The sequence below is a fragment of the Burkholderia sp. AU15512 genome (genome assembly GCF_002223325.1).
Taxonomy (GTDB): domain Bacteria; phylum Pseudomonadota; class Gammaproteobacteria; order Burkholderiales; family Burkholderiaceae; genus Burkholderia.
This window is the reverse complement of the sequence record NZ_NKEX01000008.1, coordinates 925,023-941,024: the sequence shown is the minus strand read 5'-3', so window position 1 is coordinate 941,024 and position 16,002 is coordinate 925,023. Positions and strand designations below refer to the sequence as shown.

Here is a 16,002-nt window from a genome sequence, read left to right as displayed (position 1 = left end):
AGGACACGGCGTTTCGCGCACCGGATCAATACGGCTTGTTATTGAGGTGCACGCTCGTGCTTGCTAACGATCGGCGCTTCCTTCGAGGTCGGGCGCGTACGGATCCAGCAGCGACACGACGACCTTGCGCTCGCCTTCGAACGGGTTGCGGCCATGCGCGAAGCGCATGTTGTCGACCAGCAGGACGTCGCCTCGCTGCCATGGGAACGTGATCGCGCATTCGCGGAACGCGGTGCGGATCTGCTCGAGGTCGGCGAGATCGAATGGACTCCCGTCGCCATGGCAGGCATTGCGCGGAATGCGATCCTCGCCGAACAGGCTGACGATCGAACGGGCGAGCGAGGCTTCCAGGTTCGAGAGATGGAACAGATGGGCCTGATTGAAGAACACGCGGTCGCCGGTGACCGGATGGTAGGCCACCCCCTGGTTGACCTGGGCGGTGCGCAACGTGTCGTCGTCGAGCCATTCATGCTCGATGCCGTTGTCCGCGCAGAAGGCGGCAACCTGGCTGCGGTCGCGGGTCTGGAACACGGTTTCCCACGGAATGTCGACGTGCCGCCGGTAGTGCCTGACATAGCGGACCTGTTTCGCTTCGAAGTGATCCAGGAGGCGCGGCCCGATCCGGCGGCTCACCTCCCGCATGTCGGCAATCGGCGTTTCGCCGCCGGTCGCGGCCGGCGTCAGGCAACAGAATGCGACTCTCAGCGGCCAGCTTCGTTGATATGCGTTTTCGCAATGAAGGGCGATCGTCTCGCTCGGCGGATACTCGGTCGCGGTGAAGATGCCGTTGCCGATCGAGGTGCGCGGCGTGGAACGATAGACGTAGTCGGACTGATGGGCCGAAATCGCGTGAGCAAACGCTTCGAAGCCGCCCACGGATGAAACGTCGAAGCCGCGAAACAGCAGTGCACCATGTTCCAGGAGCCGGGATTCGAGTGCCGCCCGGTTGGCGTTCACCGCCTGCGCGAGATCACGCCCGTTCGACACGGGTTCCAGCAGCCACGGCGAGCTACCGTCGGCAAGCAGCTTGCGTTCCGTCATGCCCAGCATCGTCAATAGTCCTTTCCTGTACGTGGATCACGGCGAAGCCGAACGGGCCGCGCCGCGGTGCGGCTATGCACGGCAGGCCGTTTCCACGGCATGCTCGAAGCGATTGAGGATTTCGTGGATATCCGCTTCCGAAACGATCAGCGGCGGCAGGAACCGGAGCACCGCGCCGTTGCGGCCGCCGGTTTCGACGATGAGCCCGTTTCGCAGGCAGTTCCGCTTGATGGCCTTGGCCCGTTCCGTGTGGGGCGGGCCGGCTCGGCCATGGGTGCCGGGCACGACGACTTCGGCGCCGATCATCAGGCCGCGGCCGCGAATCTGGCCCAGGCACGGAAAGCGTTCGGCAAGCCCCTCGAGGCCGGCAACCAGCAGTTTGCCGACCCGGTCCGCGTGTGCCGACAGATTCTCCCGTTCGACGATGCGCATGGTCGACAAGCCGGCCACCATCGCAATCTGGTTGCCTCGAAAGGTGCCGGCATGCGCGCCGGGCGGCCAGGTGTCCAGGCGCTCGTCATAGACCACCACCGATAACGGATAGCCGCCGCCGAATGCCTTCGACAGCACCAGGACGTCCGGCCGGATGCCGGAATGCTCGATCGCGAACAGCGCGCCGGTTCGACCGAGTCCGGTCTGCACTTCATCGACGATCAACGGGATTTCATGCCGCAGCGTCAGCTCACGCAACTCGATCAACCAGGTGTCGGGAGCGGGGATGCAGCCGCCTTCGCCTTGCACGACTTCGACGATGATCGCCGCCGGTTTGGTGATCCCGCTCTCGGGATCGGACAGGACGGTCCGGATGTAGTTGATGCTGAGTTGATCGGTCGCCGAGCCGTCGGTGCCGAACGGGCAGCGAAAGGCATAGGGATAGGGCAGGAAATGAACGTCGCGTCCGTTGCCGCCGGCCGACTTGGGCGTGAGGTTTCCCGACGCGGCGAGTGCGCCGGCCGTCATGCCGTGGTAGGCGCCGTGGAACGCCATGATCGTCGGGCGGCCCGTATGGTGCCGGGTCAGCTTGATCGCCGCTTCGACGCCATCCGCACCACTGGGGCTGCAAAACTGGATCTTGCCGGATTCGGCGATCTTCCCGGGCAGGAGCGAGAAAAGCTGCTCGACGAACGCATGCTTGGCCGGCGTCGCCAGGTCGAGTGCCTGTTGCATCTGATCGGACGACAGAAACCGCATCACGGCTTCATTGACTTCCGGGTGATTGTGTCCGAGCGCGAGCGTGCCCGCATTCGACAGGCAGTCGATGTATTCCTGCCCGTCGGCGTCGCGTACGCGGATGCCCTTGGCATGGGTAAACAGCCGCGGGAAAGAGCTTGCGTAGGTTCGCGCGTTCGATTCGACCTGCTTAAGATACTCGAGTTTTTCCATGCGCGAAGATCCGGCTTGCGAGGCGGATTGATGGACACTGGCGCACGAGAATCGCTTCATCCTGGCCAATGGTGTTAACGGTACGACCGGATTGGAGCATGGTCTCCGTATCCCGTCTGTCACGTAAAAATGGGACATCGGCCAGGCGACGTCACCCCGTCATGCCATTGCCTTCCGATCGTCTAAGCGGGGCTTCCAGGCGCGACATCAGGCAGCGAGGGTCGAGCAGAAATAATCGATGGTCCGCCGCAGCCCCGTTTCGAGCCCGATCGTCGGCTCCCAGTCGAGGTGGGCGCGTGCGAGGCTGATGTCGGGGCAACGTTGGGTCGGATCATCCTTCGGCAGCGGACGGAACACGAGCCGCGACTTCGAGCCGGTCAGGCGCAGGATGATCTGCGCCAGTTCGCTGACCGCGATCTCGTGCGGATTGCCGAGGTTGATCGGGCCGGTGAGGTCCGCGGGCGTGGCCATCATCCGGATCAAACCGTCGACCATGTCGTCGACATAGCAGAATGCCCGGGTCTGGCTGCCGTCGCCATACAGCGTGATGTCGTCGCCGCGCAGCGCCTGCACGATGAAGTTGGACACCACGCGGCCGTCGTTGGGATGCATGCGGGGCCCGTACGTGTTGAAGATGCGGACCACCTTGATTCGCACGTTCTGCTGGCGGTGATAGTCGAAGAACAGCGTCTCCGCGCAACGTTTGCCTTCGTCGTAGCAGGCGCGCGGCCCGAGCGGGTTGACGTTGCCGCGGTAACTTTCCGGTTGCGGGTGCACGTCGGGGTCGCCGTACACCTCGCTCGTCGAGGTTTGCAGAACGCGCGCATGCGTGCGCTTGGCGAGCCCCAGCATGTTGATCGCGCCCATCACGCTGGTCTTGGTGGTCTGCACGGGATCGAATTGATAGTGGATCGGCGAGGCGGGGCAGGCGAGGTTGTAGATTTCGTCCACCTCCACGTACAACGGAAAGGTCACGTCGTGGCGCAGCGCCTCGAAGCTCGGGTTGCCGAGCAGCGCCGCCACATTCTGCTTCGTGCCGGTGAAATAGTTGTCGACGCACAAGACGTCGTGACCGAGTTCGACGAGACGCTCGCAAAGATGCGAACCGAGGAAACCCGCACCACCCGTTACGAGGATTCGCTTTCGATTACGTTGCACAATGGCACTCCAGGTATCGCGCGCAGGGAAGCGACGCGGCCTCCCCGCATGCGTGGCCGGCCCGCGGCGCCGGCAGGGGAGCGGATCAGGCGCGCGGGCGTTTTCATTCGACGATCACGGCACCGGCCGGCACGCCGATCGCGAGGATCGGCCCGTCATGCCTGCAGCGCGCTCGACGCGGCGAGCGCCGCACGCCGCATGCGCGCCGCGATGATGCCGGCCATCGTCCGCATTTCGTTTCTCAGAAAGAAATGATCTCCGTCGAAGACGTGAAAATCGAAGCGCCCGGTCGTCGCGGCGCCCCAACCTTCAACGGCATCGACGGGCACCTCTTTATCTGCCCGGCCCGCGAACGCGGTGATGTCCACTGCCAGCCGGGGCCCGGGCACGGGCCGGTGGTTTTCGATCAGCGTGAAATCCGCACGCAGCGCCGGCATCAGCAGCGCCATCAGTTCGCCGTTGTCCAGCACCGCTCTCGGTGTGCCGCCCATCCCGCGCAGCGCATCGATGAAGGCGCGATCGTCCAGCGCCTGCATGCGCCGATCGTGGCGCTCCTGGCCCGGTGCGGCACGCGCGCTCACGAACAGATGCCGCAGGTTCGGTCGTGCGTGGGCGGGAAGCCGGAGCGCCAGTTCGGCCGCAATGGCCGCGCCCATGCTGTGTCCGAGCAGCGCGAAGGGACGATCGAAGCAGTCGTCCAGGTCGCGCAGCAACGTGTCGACCAGCGTCGCCATGTCGCGGACGGCAGGCTCGGACAGGCGGCTGCCTCGGCCGGCAAGTTCATGACGGCACACTTCGATGCCGGGTAACGACGCTTGCAGCGCGCGATAGACGGCGGCCGAGCCGCCCGCATAGGGAAAACAGATCAGACGCATGCGGGTGGGGACTCGAGCGGCTCGTTGGCTGCCGGCGCACAGGCGATGGCGCTATTCAAATTCACGTGTTCGGCGTTTTTCACCATTCAGGTTCCAGTCGTTGTTGGCATGGCGATGCGTCGGCAAGCCTCACTTGGAGAGCAACGGGTGCGGCAGCGACGCACGTGTTGGCTTACACGTCGATAGCCGGTTCGTCGTCGCTGTGCACAAGCCGTGCGTCAAGCACGTCGGAAGTCATCGAAGCACTGATTGGCTTCATGGAAATTCAAGGTGTGCGTGCCGCCCGGGTTCGGAATGCGCCCGATCCGGCTCGGCATGAGTTAAACATGAGGCCGCGCGGATGTATGTCGTAGGAAGAGGGGACGCGCGTGGTCGGCCATGTCGAATCCGTCCCTATCTGAATGGATGGCAGCGTGAACACCGCGGAGCGCAGCGTCGCCCCCTTTGCCGACAGAAAGAGCGCGGCGCACAATACCCCCGGAAATCTCTTCGGAGGCTGCCCGACATGGCCAGGTTCCAGCCCGATGGATGGCACACCGTCACGCCCCGGATCGTCGTGCCGGATCCGCAAAACCTGATCGAATTCATCCGGACGGTATTTCACGCGCGGGGCGAGTACCGCCCGGGGTTGCCTGCGGAAATCAGGATCGGCGATTCCGTCGTGATGATCAGCGGGGAAGATGGCCTGCGTGAGCCGATGCCGGCATTCCTGTATGTGTATGTCGAGGATGCCGACCTGACCTATCGGCGGGCGCTTGCAGCGGGTGCGATCGCGCTCGAAGCCCCCACCGACATGCCGTACGGCGACAGGCGGGCGATGGTGCAGGATCCGTGGGGGAATCGATGGCAGATCGCGACGCATCAGCGCGACCTGTCGGTGGACGAGATTCGTTCGAGGCTGACGAACGGCGGCTAGATACCCGTCCGGGTGCGTCGAAGTGATCAGGATGCCTTTCTTCACTCCCGGATGATCATCGGCACGGCTTCGCGCACTCGTCACGTACCGCTTTACCCCTGCCCCTGTCGCAATCGTCAAGATTCACGTCGCGTATCGGTAAAACCTCCCTGTTCCCCCCGCCGTTAACCCGTTCGCAGCCCATGCGCCCCGTGTTGCGACACGGCGCGCGTCTTTCGTGATCCGGAGTCCACATCCGCCGCTGGCCGCGCCCGGCCGGCGCAAGGGAACGTCATGCGAAAACAACTCACTATCCGTGGTGGCCTCGTCGCGACCATCGCCGGCTATACCGTGCTGCTCGTGCTGGTGGTCGGCGCGAGCATCGCGGCCCTCTATATGGGCAACGGTTCGCTCGAGGCGATGTACCGCGACGACACCGCGTCGCTGCTGCACCTGAAGACCAGCTCCGAGCGGATGCTCGTGCTGCGCGAACGCATGAGCGACGTCGCGCAGATCATCAGCGCCGGCCACTCGGGCAAGGAAGAGATCGCGAAACTCCGCACGCTGCTCAAGCAGAGCAACGACGAACTGGATGCCTATGCGGGGCTGCACGCGCGCAACGCCGACGAGCAGGCGCTGTTCGACACGCTGCAGAATCGCCGTCGGGCGTTGCTCGACGGCGTGTTCCTGAAGGCGCTCTCGCAACTCGACGGCGACGACGGCTTCGGCTTCCTCGACACGCAACGTACCGCGCCGCCCGAACTGTTCGCCGCCTACCAGGAGGCGATCGATGCGCTCGAGGCGTTCCAGGTCGCGCGCGAAAAGGCGCGTTATGACGCGGCCGGCGTGCAGTTCCACCGGATCGTGTGGGGGATGGCGGCGGTCGCGGCCCTCGCACTCGTCGTCGGCTTCCTTGCGCAGCGCGTGCTTGCGAAGGCGATCATCGAGCCGATCAAGCTCGCGGTCGGCCAGTTCGAGAAGATCTCGACAGGCGACCTGACCGGAACGGTCGTCGTGCCCGGCGAGAACGAGATGGCCTATCTGCTGCATGCACTGAAGCGGATGCAGGACGGCCTCGTCGTCACCGTGAACCAGGTGCGCGCGAGCACCGAGACGATCGTCGGCGACGTCCGCACGATCGCGAGCGGCAACGTCGACCTGTCGGCGCGCACCGAGCAGCAGGCCGTTTCGCTGCAACAGGCGGCGGCGAGCGTCGAGCAGCTGACGGCGGCCGTGCGCCAGAACGCGGACAACGCGCGCGATGCGCGCACCTATGTCGAAGGCGCGGCCGGCATCGCGTCGCGCGGCGGCGAGGCGATGCAGCGCGTGGTGGAGACGATGTCGGCGATTTCGCTCAGTTCCACGCGGATCTCCGGGATCGTCGGCGTGATCGAAAGCATCGCATTCCAGACCAACATCCTTGCATTGAACGCTGCCGTCGAAGCCGCGCGCGCCGGCGAGCAGGGGCGCGGCTTCGCGGTCGTCGCGACCGAGGTGCGCGGGCTCGCGCAGCGCTGTGCGTCGGCGGCGAAGGAGATCCGCGAACTGATCGGCCATTCCGCGCAGCGTGTCGAGGACGGCAGCGGCCTCGTCGCGCTGGCCGGTTCGGCGATGGCCGAGCTCGTCGCGGCGGTCGAGCGCGTCAACATGATCATGAGCGAAACCGGCCAGGCGTTCGAGGAGCAGGCGTCGGGCATCGAGCAGGTGAACGCCGCGGTCATCCAGATGGAGCAGACGATGCAACGCAATGCCGCGCTGGTCGAGGAAGCCGCGGCCGCGGCGCTGTCGCTCGACGAACAGGGCGCGCGGCTGAGTGCGGCGGTTGCGCAATTCCGTCTGCGTGACGAAGCCCTCGCCTGATGCACCGATACGGGCGACCGGGAGCGGGATCGACGGGCCGGCTTGCCGCCAACGCGGTGCGCCGGCGTCGAAGCGGCACATTTCTGGTGCGGACTCCCTGACTGCCGGTGTCGACGCGATCCCTGCACCGGCGCGGTGAAGCACGACGATCGGCCGATCGCCGAACGCGATGCGACGCGGTCTGCGTTCAGGGGCCGCGAGGCAGCACGGCGTCGCCGCGATCCTTGCCGGTCAAGGCGGACGGGGAATTTCTTCAACGTTCTCCACAGGGTTATGCACGGAAATTGTGGATAACTCGAGGAGATGAACGACAGCCGAAAATTGCCGAGCGCGCATGCCGCAATGTGACATCACATCCGGCGAATTGCTTTGCTGGATTGATCGTTTAGTGGCGGTCGCGGAAGGGAATAGCATGAAGCTCCTCTCGATTGGCCGCCGTATGCGTGGCCAGTCATTGCGACCGTATCGGCCCGACATGACGACACTGAACGACTATCTCGAACAAAAGCGCGACGCGTGGCTCGCGAAAAAGGAAGCCGCCCGCAGCAATCCCGAACTCAAGGCGACCCCGCTGAAAGCGACCGTGCGCGCGCTGGGCCGCAGCGGCGTGCGGGAGATCCGCATTCGCGACTTCCAGGTGATCAGCGACAGCCCGCCCGATTTCGCGGGCTACAACCTCGGGCCGGCGTCGCCGGAGCTGCAGCTCGGCGTGCTCGGCAGTTGCCTGACGCACATCACGCTGATCCAGGCCGCGGAGCGCGGCCTGAAGATCGACTCGATCGAGGTCGAGGTGACCGGCGACCAGCATCCGCTCGCGCAGCAACCGGGGTTCGAGCATGTGCCGGTGTTCCCGCATAACCTTCGCTACACGCTCGATATCGTGTCGCCCGAACCGCCGGAGACGATTCGGGCACTGCATCAGGCGGTCGAGGCCATCTGCCCGATCTTCAACCTGCTGAGACTGCCGCAGACGATCGACGGCGAGTTGCGGCATACGCACGGTTGAAGTGCGCCCGGTGGGTTGCAGCATGTCACCTCGCTGAGCGGTGAGCAGGCGCGCGATACCTCGCGCACCCTGGCGGCGCTCCGATACGGCTGCGATTCCTGCAGCACCGGTATTCGATGACGGATGCGTCGCCCCCGGCGCTGAACGCGTGCCGAATCGTGGCCGGGCGACGCCCGTCGTGAATGGGCCGGCGCGAAGTCAGGCTTCGGAGGCCTGAAGGTCGCGCGTTCGGCGCGTCGTCTCGTCGGCACGATCCTGAAGCTGCTGGAATGCGTCCAGCAGCCGCGCGCGCAGCACGGCCAGCGTCGGGTCGCGCCGATCGCGCGGCCGGGCGACCCCGACGTGGATCTCGTCGTCGATGCGGCCCGGATTGGGCGCGAGCATCAGCACGCGATCGCCGAGATACAGCGCTTCGTCCAGATCGTGCGTGACGACGATCGCGGCCGTCCGGTGCCGCGCGACGACATCGAGCAGCAGCGTCTGCAGCCGCATCCGGGTGATCGCATCGACCGCGCTGAACGGTTCGTCGAGCAGCAGCAGGTCGGGCTCGCCGAACAGCCCGCGCGCGATCGCCGCGCGCTGCGCCATTCCCCCCGACAACGTGGCCGGCAGTTGCCGGGCGACCCCGGCCAGGCCGACTTCGTCGAGCAGCCGGGCGACGGCCGGCTCGCGCCCGCCGCGCGGGCCGGCCGCAAAGCCGACGTTGTCCGCGATCGATAGCCACGGCAGCAGCCGCGGCTCCTGGAAGATCACGCCGGCGCGCGGGGACGGGCCGTCGAGCGCGACGCCGCCCAGCTTCACGCTGCCGCGGTAATCGGTGTCGAGGCCGGCGACGATCCGCAGCAGCGTGCTCTTGCCGCAACCGCTCGGACCGACCACGCAGACGATCTCGCCGCGCGCGACCTGCAGCGGGACGTCGGCGAGGATCGTGCGATCGCTGTAAAGCTTGCGGGTGATGCGCACGTCGAGCAGCGGAGTCGCGGAGCGCGCCGCCGTGGGTACGGAAGAACGGGTGCTCATAGAGACCCCTTACGTGGCGTGGGGTCGAATGCGTCGCGCCAGCCGAGCCAGCGCGACTCGATGCGCGCCATCGCGCCGTCGGTCAGCTTGCCGAGCAGCGCCAGCAGCAGGATCGCCCCGAACACGAGATCCGGGCGGCCGGTTTCGCGGCCGTCGCTCAACAGGAAGCCGAGCCCGCGCGTGGCCGCGATCAGCTCCGCGGCGACCATGAACATCCACGCGAGGCTGAGGCCGGTGCGCAAGCCGGTGACGATCTGCGGCAGCGCGGCCGGCAGCAGGATGCGGCGGAACAGCGCGAACGGGCCGAGCCGGTACACCGCGCCGAGTTCGACGAGCTTGCGGTCGACGTCGCGAATGCCGGCGACCACCGCGAGATGGACCGGGAAGAACGCGCCGATGGCGATCAGCGTGATCTTCGGTGCTTCGTCGATGCCGAGCCACAGCAGCAACACCGGCACCCACGCGAGCGACGGAATCGCGCGCAGCGCCTGGAACGTCGGCTCGAACAGTGCGTCGATCCGGCGGCTCAGGCCCATCGCCGCGCCGACGACGAGCGCGAGTCCCGCGCCCGCCGCGAACCCCGCCGCGACCCGCAGCGTACTCGCGCCGACATGGCGCGCCACGCGTGTGACTCCGAGGCGGGCGAGCGTGTCGAGAATCTCGCTCGGTGCGGGGACAAGATGATTCGGCAGCCAGCCCTGCCGCACGACGACCTCCAGCAACGCGAGCGCCGCGAACGGCAGCGCGAGGCCCGCGATCCGCCACCGGCGGAGCGGATCGCGCCGGCCGGCGGTTGGCGAAGCGGGGCGGCGGGGCGCGAGCGTGTCGTCGCGGGCGGCGGTGTCGGTCATGGGCGGCAGCTCAGCGCGATGCGTCGACGAGCGGGCGCGCGAACGACGGATCGATCAGCGTATCGACGATCTTCGCGGGATCGACGCCGGGCTTGGTCAGCTGTTCGGCCGTCAACACGGGGGCGGCCGCCTTCAGCGCCGCGCGCTGGGTGTCACCCGGAACGGGATCGCTGAAGTCGTTGCGCTGCAGCTGCAGTTTCGCCACCGGCAGCGACACCTTCGATTCGTCGGCGACGATCTGCGCGGTGTCGGCCGGATGCGCGACGATCCACTGGCGCGCGCGATCGTAGACCTTCAGTACGCGCGTGACCGCCTGCGGGTACTGGCTGGCGAACGCGTCGCGGACGTTCAGGAAACCATAGGTGTTGAACGTGACATTGCGATAGAGCAGGCGCGCGCCGTCGTCGAGCTGCGCCGCGGCCATGTGCGGATCGAGGCCGGCCCACGCATCGACCTGGCCGTTCGCAAGCGCGGTGCGCCCGTCCGGATGCTGCAGGTTGACGATCTCGACGTCGTCGCGGGTCAGGCCGACCGTGTGCAGCGCGCGTAGCGTGAACAGGAACGGATCGGTGCCACGCGTCGCGGCGATCTTCTTGCCCTTCAGATCCGCGAGCGAGCGGATCGGCGAATCCTTGCGGACCACCAGCGCGGTCCACTCGGGGCGGGAGAACACGTAGACCGTATGGATCGGGTTGCCGTTCGCGCGCGCGAGCACCGACGCGAGGCCCGCGGCGGATCCGAAATCGACCGCACCGCTGTTCAGGTATTCGAGCGCACGATTGCTGCCCAGGCTCAGCACCCAGCGAATCGACGTGCGGTCGGCCTTGAATTCGTCTTCGAGCCAGCCGAAGTGGCGGATCACCATGCTCTCCGGCGAGTAGTACGCGTAGTCGACGCGGATCTCCGCGGGCGTCGCGGCGCGTGCGTGCACCGAAACGAGACTGGCGAACGCGGCAACGACGAGGGCCGCGGATTGCCACGCGCGGGACCAGGACAGCTTCATCGGGGATTCTCCGGAAGGGCGGCAAGGCGCCGCGAACAGGCAGGGTGACCGGTCAATGTAACGAAGCATCGGCGCGCCGTGAACGAAGCAATTCGCGATTGAACATGCACGCGGCTGATAAGCGTGGACGGCGAGCAACTTTATGACGCGGGCCGATTAATTTATCGATTTATATCGCTTGGGATTACGGAATCGGGAGAACAGAATGCGTGCTGCCGGAACGTGATGGCGTCGCGTGTTGGGAAGCGCTCGGCTGCTTATGTTCTCTGCCGGTCGCGAATGAATACGCCCGACTTCCGGCTCCATGCGGACATCGCCGATCATTTGGCGAAAAACTAAGGAATGCGATGAGTTCGATCGATCTGAACGCCGTGACACCGGTTTCCTCGCCCATTCGTTCGGCAAGCGACGTCGCGCGGCTGATCAACACGGTGGACAGCTCGGTCAGCCATGCCCGGATGATCGTGCTGCTGGCGCTGGGCGGCGTGTTTCTCGATGCGTACGACCTGACGACGTTGTCCTACGGGATCGACGACGTGGCGCGCGAGTTCGGCCTGACGCCGGCGCTGACCGGGCTGGTCGGGTCGGCGATCATGATCGGCACGATCTTCGGCAGCCTGATCGGCGGATGGCTGACCGACAAGATCGGCCGCTACCAGGTGTTCATGGCGGACATGCTGTTTTTCGTGGTCGCGGCGATCGCGGCCGGGCTGGCGCCGAACGTCTGGGTGCTGATCGGCGCGCGCTTCGTGATGGGGCTCGGCGTCGGCATCGACCTGCCCGTCGCGATGGCATTTCTCGCGGAATTCTCGAAGTTCAACGGGCGCGGCAACAAGGCATCGCGGCTCGCGGCGTGGTGCCCGATGTGGTACGTGGCGTCGTCGGTCTGCTTCCTGCTGATCTTCGGGCTGTATTTCCTGTTGCCCGCCGAGCATGCGGGGTGGCTGTGGCGCGCGTCGCTGATCTTCGGCGCGGTGCCGGCGCTCGTCATCATCCTGTTCCGGAACCGGTTCATGAACGAGTCGCCGCTGTGGGCCGCGAACCAGGGTGACCTGGCCAACGCCGCGCGGATCCTGCGCGAGTCGTACGGGATTCATGCACACGAAGCGGAAGATGCCCGACGCGCGCCGAGCCAGCCGCCCGTGCGCGTTCGTGTGCTGTTCCAGCGCCCGTACCTGGGGCGCACGATCGTCGCCAGCGTGATGAACCTGTGCATCCCGTTCGAATACACGGCGATCGCGTTCTTCCTGCCGTCGATCCTGTCGCAGTTTCTGGGTGCGGGCGTGTTCGAAACGATCGCGGCGTCGCTGGCGCTGAACGTGCTGTTTGCGTTTACCGGCGGCTTGCTGGGCATGCGTCTCGCCCATCGCCATGCGTCGCGCCATGTCGCGATCGCGGGCTTCGCGCTGCAGTTCGTCGCGCTCGTGGCGCTCGCGCTGGCAGGGCATCCGCATGGTGCAGTCGCGATCGGCTTCGTGCTGCTGATGCTGGGCACCTGGCTGTTCGCAGAAGGGTTCGGGCCGGGCGCGCAGATGATGATCTATCCGACGCTGTCGTATCCGGCGGCGATCCGCGGCACCGGCGTCGGCTTCGGGCGTTCGCTGTGCGGCATCGGCCAGGCGCTCGCGCTGTTCGTGCTGCCGATCCTGCAGGCGCGGCTCGGCACGGACATGTTCTGGGTCGTCGCGATCAGCGCCGCCACGCCGATCGTGTTCCTGCTGATCGTGTGTTACGAGCCGACGGCGCGGGATATCGACGACGACGGCGCTGTTTGAACGCGGTCGAGGTTAGTCTTCCTCAGGGAAACGCGCGCACGGTGGGTGCGTGCGCGCGTCGTCGTGGGTTGCCGCAGCCGCACGTTTCGCCCGCTCGATGGACGAGCGCGGAAGCACAGCCCGCATCGGGTGTCGAATGAGGAGAGAGGGGTGATCAGGTGGCGGCGTGCTGGGCGCGTGGTGGCCCGACGCACCAGTTGTTGCTCATCGTGAAGCCGGCCGGCCCGCACACTGCGGGCCGACCAGCCGCCGAATGGTCGTCACGCTCAGGCAGCTACCCGCTCCGCATCGCGCTTGACCTGCTCGATGTCGCGATACTGCGCGGCCGGATGCTCGTCCGGCAGCCGCGCCGACCCGCCGAACAGTTTCTCGCGCAGCGTGCCCGGCGCATAGCCGGTCGGATACACGCCGCGCCGCTGCAGCTCGGGGACGAGATAACGCACGACATCCTCGAAGGTTTCGTGCGCCACCGCATACGCGAGGTTGAAGCCGTCCACGTCGGTGGCGGCGACCCATTCCTGCAGGATGTCCGCGACGGTTTCCGCCGACCCGACGAACACCGGCCCCAGGCCGCCGATGCCGCCCCAGGCCGCCAGTTCCTCGATCGTCCACGCGGTGTCACCGCCCGCGAGGTGCTCGACCGCCGACACGATCGCATTCGTTTCGACGCGCCGGACGGGGTCGTTCGGCGCGTACTGGCCGAAGTCGATGCCGGTCCAGCCGGACATGAACACCAGCGACCCGTCGTACGACACGTACTTGCGGTATTCGTCGAACTTGGCCTGCGCCTTCTCGTCGGTTTCGTCGACGATCACGGTGACGAGGTTGTAGATCAGGACCTTGCTCGCGTCGCGCCCGGCGGCCGTGGCCTGTGCGCGCACGTCGGCCACGTAGCGCGCGAGCTGCGGGCGGGTCGGCGCGGCGACGAACACGCATTCCGCGTGCTGCGCGGCGAATGCCTTGCCGGGGCCGGACGCGCCGGCCTGGAACAGCACCGGCGTGCGCTGCGGCGACGGCTCGCACAGGTGGTAGCCGGGCACGTCGAAGAAACGGCCCTTGTGGCCGATCTCGTGCACCTTCTCCGGATGCGTGAACACGCGGCCGGCGCGATCGCGCACGACCGCGCCGTCTTCCCAGCTGCCCTCGAACAGCTTGTACAGCACCTCGACATATTCGGCCGCGACCGCATAGCGGTCGTCGTGGGTACGCAGGCCGTTGTCGCCGACGTTCTTCGCGCCGCTTTCGAGGTAGGACGTGACGATGTTCCACGCGAGCCGGCCCTTCGTGTGATGGTCGGCGGTCGACAGCCGGCGCGCGAACGTGTACGGGTGCTCGAACGTCGTCGATGCGGTAATGCCGATGCCGAGATGCTCGGTCGCCATCGCGATCGGCGCGGCGAGCTGCAGCGGATCGTTGACCGGGATCTGCGCGGCCTGGTGCAGCGCGTGGTAATTGCTGCCCTTGTAGACGTCGTAGTAGCCGATCACGTCCGCGATGAAGATCGCATCGAAAATCCCGCGTTCGAGCACACGGGCGAGGTCGGTCCAGTAGTCGAGATCCTTGTATTGCCACGACCGGTCGCGCGGATGGGCCCACAGCCCGGGCGACTGGTGGCCGACGCAGTTCATCTCGAACGCATTGAAGCGGATGGTCTTGCTCATTGGGCGGCTCCTGTTTCTGCGTGCGTGTTCGCGTTTGAACTCGCCCCCGGGCCGTTGCCGATCTGCCAGACGAACGGCGGCGTGCGCCCGTTGATGACCCAGTCGCCGACGATCCGCGCCTTGTAGACGAGCGGATTGTGCGACGACACGGTGCGCGCGTTGCGCCAGTGACGATCGAGCGCCGTCGTGCTGCGGGTCGCCGACGCGCCGAGCGCGTCGAACAGGCGCGTCGCCGCGCGCAGCACGAGGTCCGACACGACGAGCTGGCTTTGTGCGGATTCGATCTCGGCCGCGACGTTTGCATCGTGCTCGGCCGCCTCGTCGCCATCGAAGTGCGCTTCGTAGGCCCGTTGCAGCGGCTGCGCGGCGCGCAGCGCGAGCGCGTCGGCCGCATAGGCCCACGACGCGATCTCGCCGATCACCTGCTGCAGCTGCGCGTCGTCGGCCGCGCGCGGGGCGTTGCCGTGGCTGTACACGCGGGTGCGGCGGCGCACCAGGTCGCCTGCGTCGCGCACGATCGCGTGGCCGATGCCGGCCAGCGTCGCGACGTGGAAGAGCTGGTAGAACGCCGTCTGGTACTTGAAGCGGCGCGCGAAGTCGATCACGTCCCGCGCGTCGACCGTCGCATCTTCGAAGCGCGTGGTGCCGCTGCCGGTCGTCGTCTGGCCGAAGCCGTCCCAGTCGTCTTCGCGGATCACGCCGGGCTGCGCGGTCGCGACGGCGACGATCACGTCGCTGCCGTCGTCCGCGCGTTGCGCGAACACGTCGATCCAGTCGGCGAACAGGCTGCCGGTGCTGTAGAACTTCCGGCCGTTCAGCACGAGCCGGCCATTCTTTTCGGATACCTTGGTGATGGTCTGGCCGAGCGCCACGTCGCCGGTTTCCGTCCATGCATTGCCGACGAGCTGGCCGGTCGCGAAGCGGTCGAACCACGTCTGGCGATCGGCGCCGGGCGGCGCGTTCAGCCAGTCCTCGACGAACGCGAAGTGCCCGCGTAATGCCTGCGGCAGATTGGAATCGGCGGTAGCGAGCTCGGTCAGCAGCCGGAACAGCTGCGGCAGCGACGCGCCGGCGCCGCCATCGCGCACCGGCAGCCGCACGGCGCCGAAGCCTGCGGCCTTCAGCCAGCCGATCGCCTCGTGCGGCAGCTCGCGGCGGCGTTCGCGTTCCGCGGTGCCGGCCGCGATGCGTTCGAAGATCGGCCTGAAGCGGCTGGCAAGCGCGTCATAGTCGGCGCCGGTGGAAAGTTCGGTTGCTGCGGGAGACGAAGTCATGCGGTGATCCTTGAAAGGCAGGGCCGTCGATGCCGGCAGGCCAGTATAGGAAGCCTGCTTCGGACGATCCAATAACGGATTCGTACATCGTTATCGTCACCGGGCATTACGCGGGCGAGGCGGCGTGGCGTCGATGCCAGGACGTCGATATCGTCGCTGACGCGCGGTGCATTGCGGGCCGCGCACCGCATCGTTTGTCA

13 protein-coding genes are annotated in these 16,002 nt (G+C 66.7%); 4 read left to right on the top strand and 9 right to left on the bottom strand.

Annotation, left to right across the window (positions count from 1 at the left end; genetic code table 11):
- Nucleotides 1-63: 63 nt before the first annotated feature.
- From CFB43_RS36440 to CFB43_RS36425, 4 genes are all read right to left on the bottom strand, one after another.
- Entirely contained in the window at nucleotides 64-1,050 is a 987-nt protein-coding gene (locus tag CFB43_RS36440) for a TauD/TfdA family dioxygenase (protein WP_089499080.1), read from the bottom strand.
- Nucleotides 1,051-1,113: 63 nt separating this feature from the next.
- The gene (locus tag CFB43_RS36435; protein ID WP_089498883.1) at nucleotides 1,114-2,424 is read right to left on the bottom strand and encodes a diaminobutyrate--2-oxoglutarate transaminase family protein; all 1,311 of its coding nucleotides are present in this window, start codon (nucleotides 2,422-2,424) and stop codon (nucleotides 1,114-1,116) included.
- 207 nt (nucleotides 2,425-2,631) lie between these two features.
- Entirely contained in the window at nucleotides 2,632-3,582 is a 951-nt protein-coding gene (locus CFB43_RS36430) for a UDP-glucuronic acid decarboxylase family protein (protein WP_089498882.1), read from the bottom strand.
- 155 nt (nucleotides 3,583-3,737) lie between these two features.
- Nucleotides 3,738-4,457, bottom strand: coding sequence for a thioesterase II family protein (locus CFB43_RS36425; protein ID WP_089498881.1), 720 nt, complete (start codon nucleotides 4,455-4,457; stop codon nucleotides 3,738-3,740).
- A gap of 505 nt (nucleotides 4,458-4,962) precedes the next feature.
- Here CFB43_RS36425 and CFB43_RS36420 point away from each other — a divergent pair.
- From CFB43_RS36420 to CFB43_RS36410, 3 genes are all read left to right on the top strand, one after another.
- A complete protein-coding gene (locus CFB43_RS36420; RefSeq protein ID WP_089498880.1) occupies nucleotides 4,963-5,373 on the top strand; it encodes a VOC family protein in 411 nt (136 codons plus the stop codon).
- 273 nt (nucleotides 5,374-5,646) lie between these two features.
- On the top strand, nucleotides 5,647-7,212 hold the full coding sequence (locus tag CFB43_RS36415; RefSeq protein WP_089498879.1) for a methyl-accepting chemotaxis protein: 1,566 nt from the start codon (nucleotides 5,647-5,649) through the stop codon (nucleotides 7,210-7,212).
- Nucleotides 7,213-7,687: 475 nt separating this feature from the next.
- A complete protein-coding gene (locus tag CFB43_RS36410) occupies nucleotides 7,688-8,218 on the top strand; it encodes an OsmC family protein (protein WP_089429879.1) in 531 nt (176 codons plus the stop codon).
- A 198-nt stretch (nucleotides 8,219-8,416) separates the two neighbouring features.
- Here CFB43_RS36410 and CFB43_RS36405 read toward each other — a convergent pair whose 3' ends face one another.
- From CFB43_RS36405 to CFB43_RS36395, 3 genes are read right to left on the bottom strand one after another with little or no spacing between them, the layout of a single operon-like run.
- Nucleotides 8,417-9,238 (bottom strand): ABC transporter ATP-binding protein, encoded by an 822-nt coding sequence (locus CFB43_RS36405; protein ID WP_089498878.1) that lies wholly within the window; start codon nucleotides 9,236-9,238, stop codon nucleotides 8,417-8,419.
- Nucleotides 9,235-10,089 (bottom strand): ABC transporter permease, encoded by an 855-nt coding sequence (locus CFB43_RS36400; protein WP_179254984.1) that lies wholly within the window; start codon nucleotides 10,087-10,089, stop codon nucleotides 9,235-9,237. The genes CFB43_RS36405 and CFB43_RS36400 overlap by 4 nt, the downstream gene beginning before the upstream one ends.
- Nucleotides 10,090-10,099: 10 nt before the next feature.
- Nucleotides 10,100-11,092 carry an aliphatic sulfonate ABC transporter substrate-binding protein gene (locus tag CFB43_RS36395; protein WP_089498876.1) on the bottom strand — a complete coding sequence of 331 codons (993 nt, stop codon included), beginning with the start codon at nucleotides 11,090-11,092 and terminating at the stop codon, nucleotides 10,100-10,102.
- A gap of 347 nt (nucleotides 11,093-11,439) precedes the next feature.
- On the opposite strand from CFB43_RS36395, the gene CFB43_RS36390 reads away from it, so the two are divergent.
- The gene (locus tag CFB43_RS36390) at nucleotides 11,440-12,867 is read left to right on the top strand and encodes an MFS transporter (protein ID WP_089498875.1); all 1,428 of its coding nucleotides are present in this window, start codon (nucleotides 11,440-11,442) and stop codon (nucleotides 12,865-12,867) included.
- A 266-nt stretch (nucleotides 12,868-13,133) separates the two neighbouring features.
- Here CFB43_RS36390 and CFB43_RS36385 read toward each other — a convergent pair whose 3' ends face one another.
- Together CFB43_RS36385 and CFB43_RS36380 are read right to left on the bottom strand one after the other, a co-directional pair.
- A complete protein-coding gene (locus CFB43_RS36385) occupies nucleotides 13,134-14,528 on the bottom strand; it encodes an LLM class flavin-dependent oxidoreductase (RefSeq protein ID WP_089498874.1) in 1,395 nt (464 codons plus the stop codon).
- Nucleotides 14,525-15,802, bottom strand: coding sequence for an acyl-CoA dehydrogenase family protein (locus CFB43_RS36380; RefSeq protein WP_089498873.1), 1,278 nt, complete (start codon nucleotides 15,800-15,802; stop codon nucleotides 14,525-14,527). The genes CFB43_RS36385 and CFB43_RS36380 overlap by 4 nt, the downstream gene beginning before the upstream one ends.
- Nucleotides 15,803-16,002: the final 200 nt, after the last annotated feature.

Bases quoted from the DNA above. Each gene is read 5' to 3' on its own strand.
- CFB43_RS36440 (WP_089499080.1), bottom strand. From the start codon at position 1,050: ATGCTGGGCATGACGGAACGCAAGCTGCTTGCCGACGGTAGCTCGCCG.
- CFB43_RS36435 (WP_089498883.1), bottom strand. From the start codon at position 2,424: ATGGAAAAACTCGAGTATCTTAAGCAGGTCGAATCGAACGCGCGAACC.
- CFB43_RS36425 (WP_089498881.1), bottom strand. From the start codon at position 4,457: ATGCGTCTGATCTGTTTTCCCTATGCGGGCGGCTCGGCCGCCGTCTAT.
- CFB43_RS36420 (WP_089498880.1), top strand. From the start codon at position 4,963: ATGGCCAGGTTCCAGCCCGATGGATGGCACACCGTCACGCCCCGGATC.
- CFB43_RS36415 (WP_089498879.1), top strand. From the start codon at position 5,647: ATGCGAAAACAACTCACTATCCGTGGTGGCCTCGTCGCGACCATCGCC.
- CFB43_RS36410 (WP_089429879.1), top strand. From the start codon at position 7,688: ATGACGACACTGAACGACTATCTCGAACAAAAGCGCGACGCGTGGCTC.
- CFB43_RS36405 (WP_089498878.1), bottom strand. From the start codon at position 9,238: ATGAGCACCCGTTCTTCCGTACCCACGGCGGCGCGCTCCGCGACTCCG.
- CFB43_RS36400 (WP_179254984.1), bottom strand. From the start codon at position 10,089: ATGACCGACACCGCCGCCCGCGACGACACGCTCGCGCCCCGCCGCCCC.
- CFB43_RS36395 (WP_089498876.1), bottom strand. From the start codon at position 11,092: ATGAAGCTGTCCTGGTCCCGCGCGTGGCAATCCGCGGCCCTCGTCGTT.
- CFB43_RS36390 (WP_089498875.1), top strand. From the start codon at position 11,440: ATGAGTTCGATCGATCTGAACGCCGTGACACCGGTTTCCTCGCCCATT.
- CFB43_RS36385 (WP_089498874.1), bottom strand. From the start codon at position 14,528: ATGAGCAAGACCATCCGCTTCAATGCGTTCGAGATGAACTGCGTCGGC.
- CFB43_RS36380 (WP_089498873.1), bottom strand. From the start codon at position 15,802: ATGACTTCGTCTCCCGCAGCAACCGAACTTTCCACCGGCGCCGACTAT.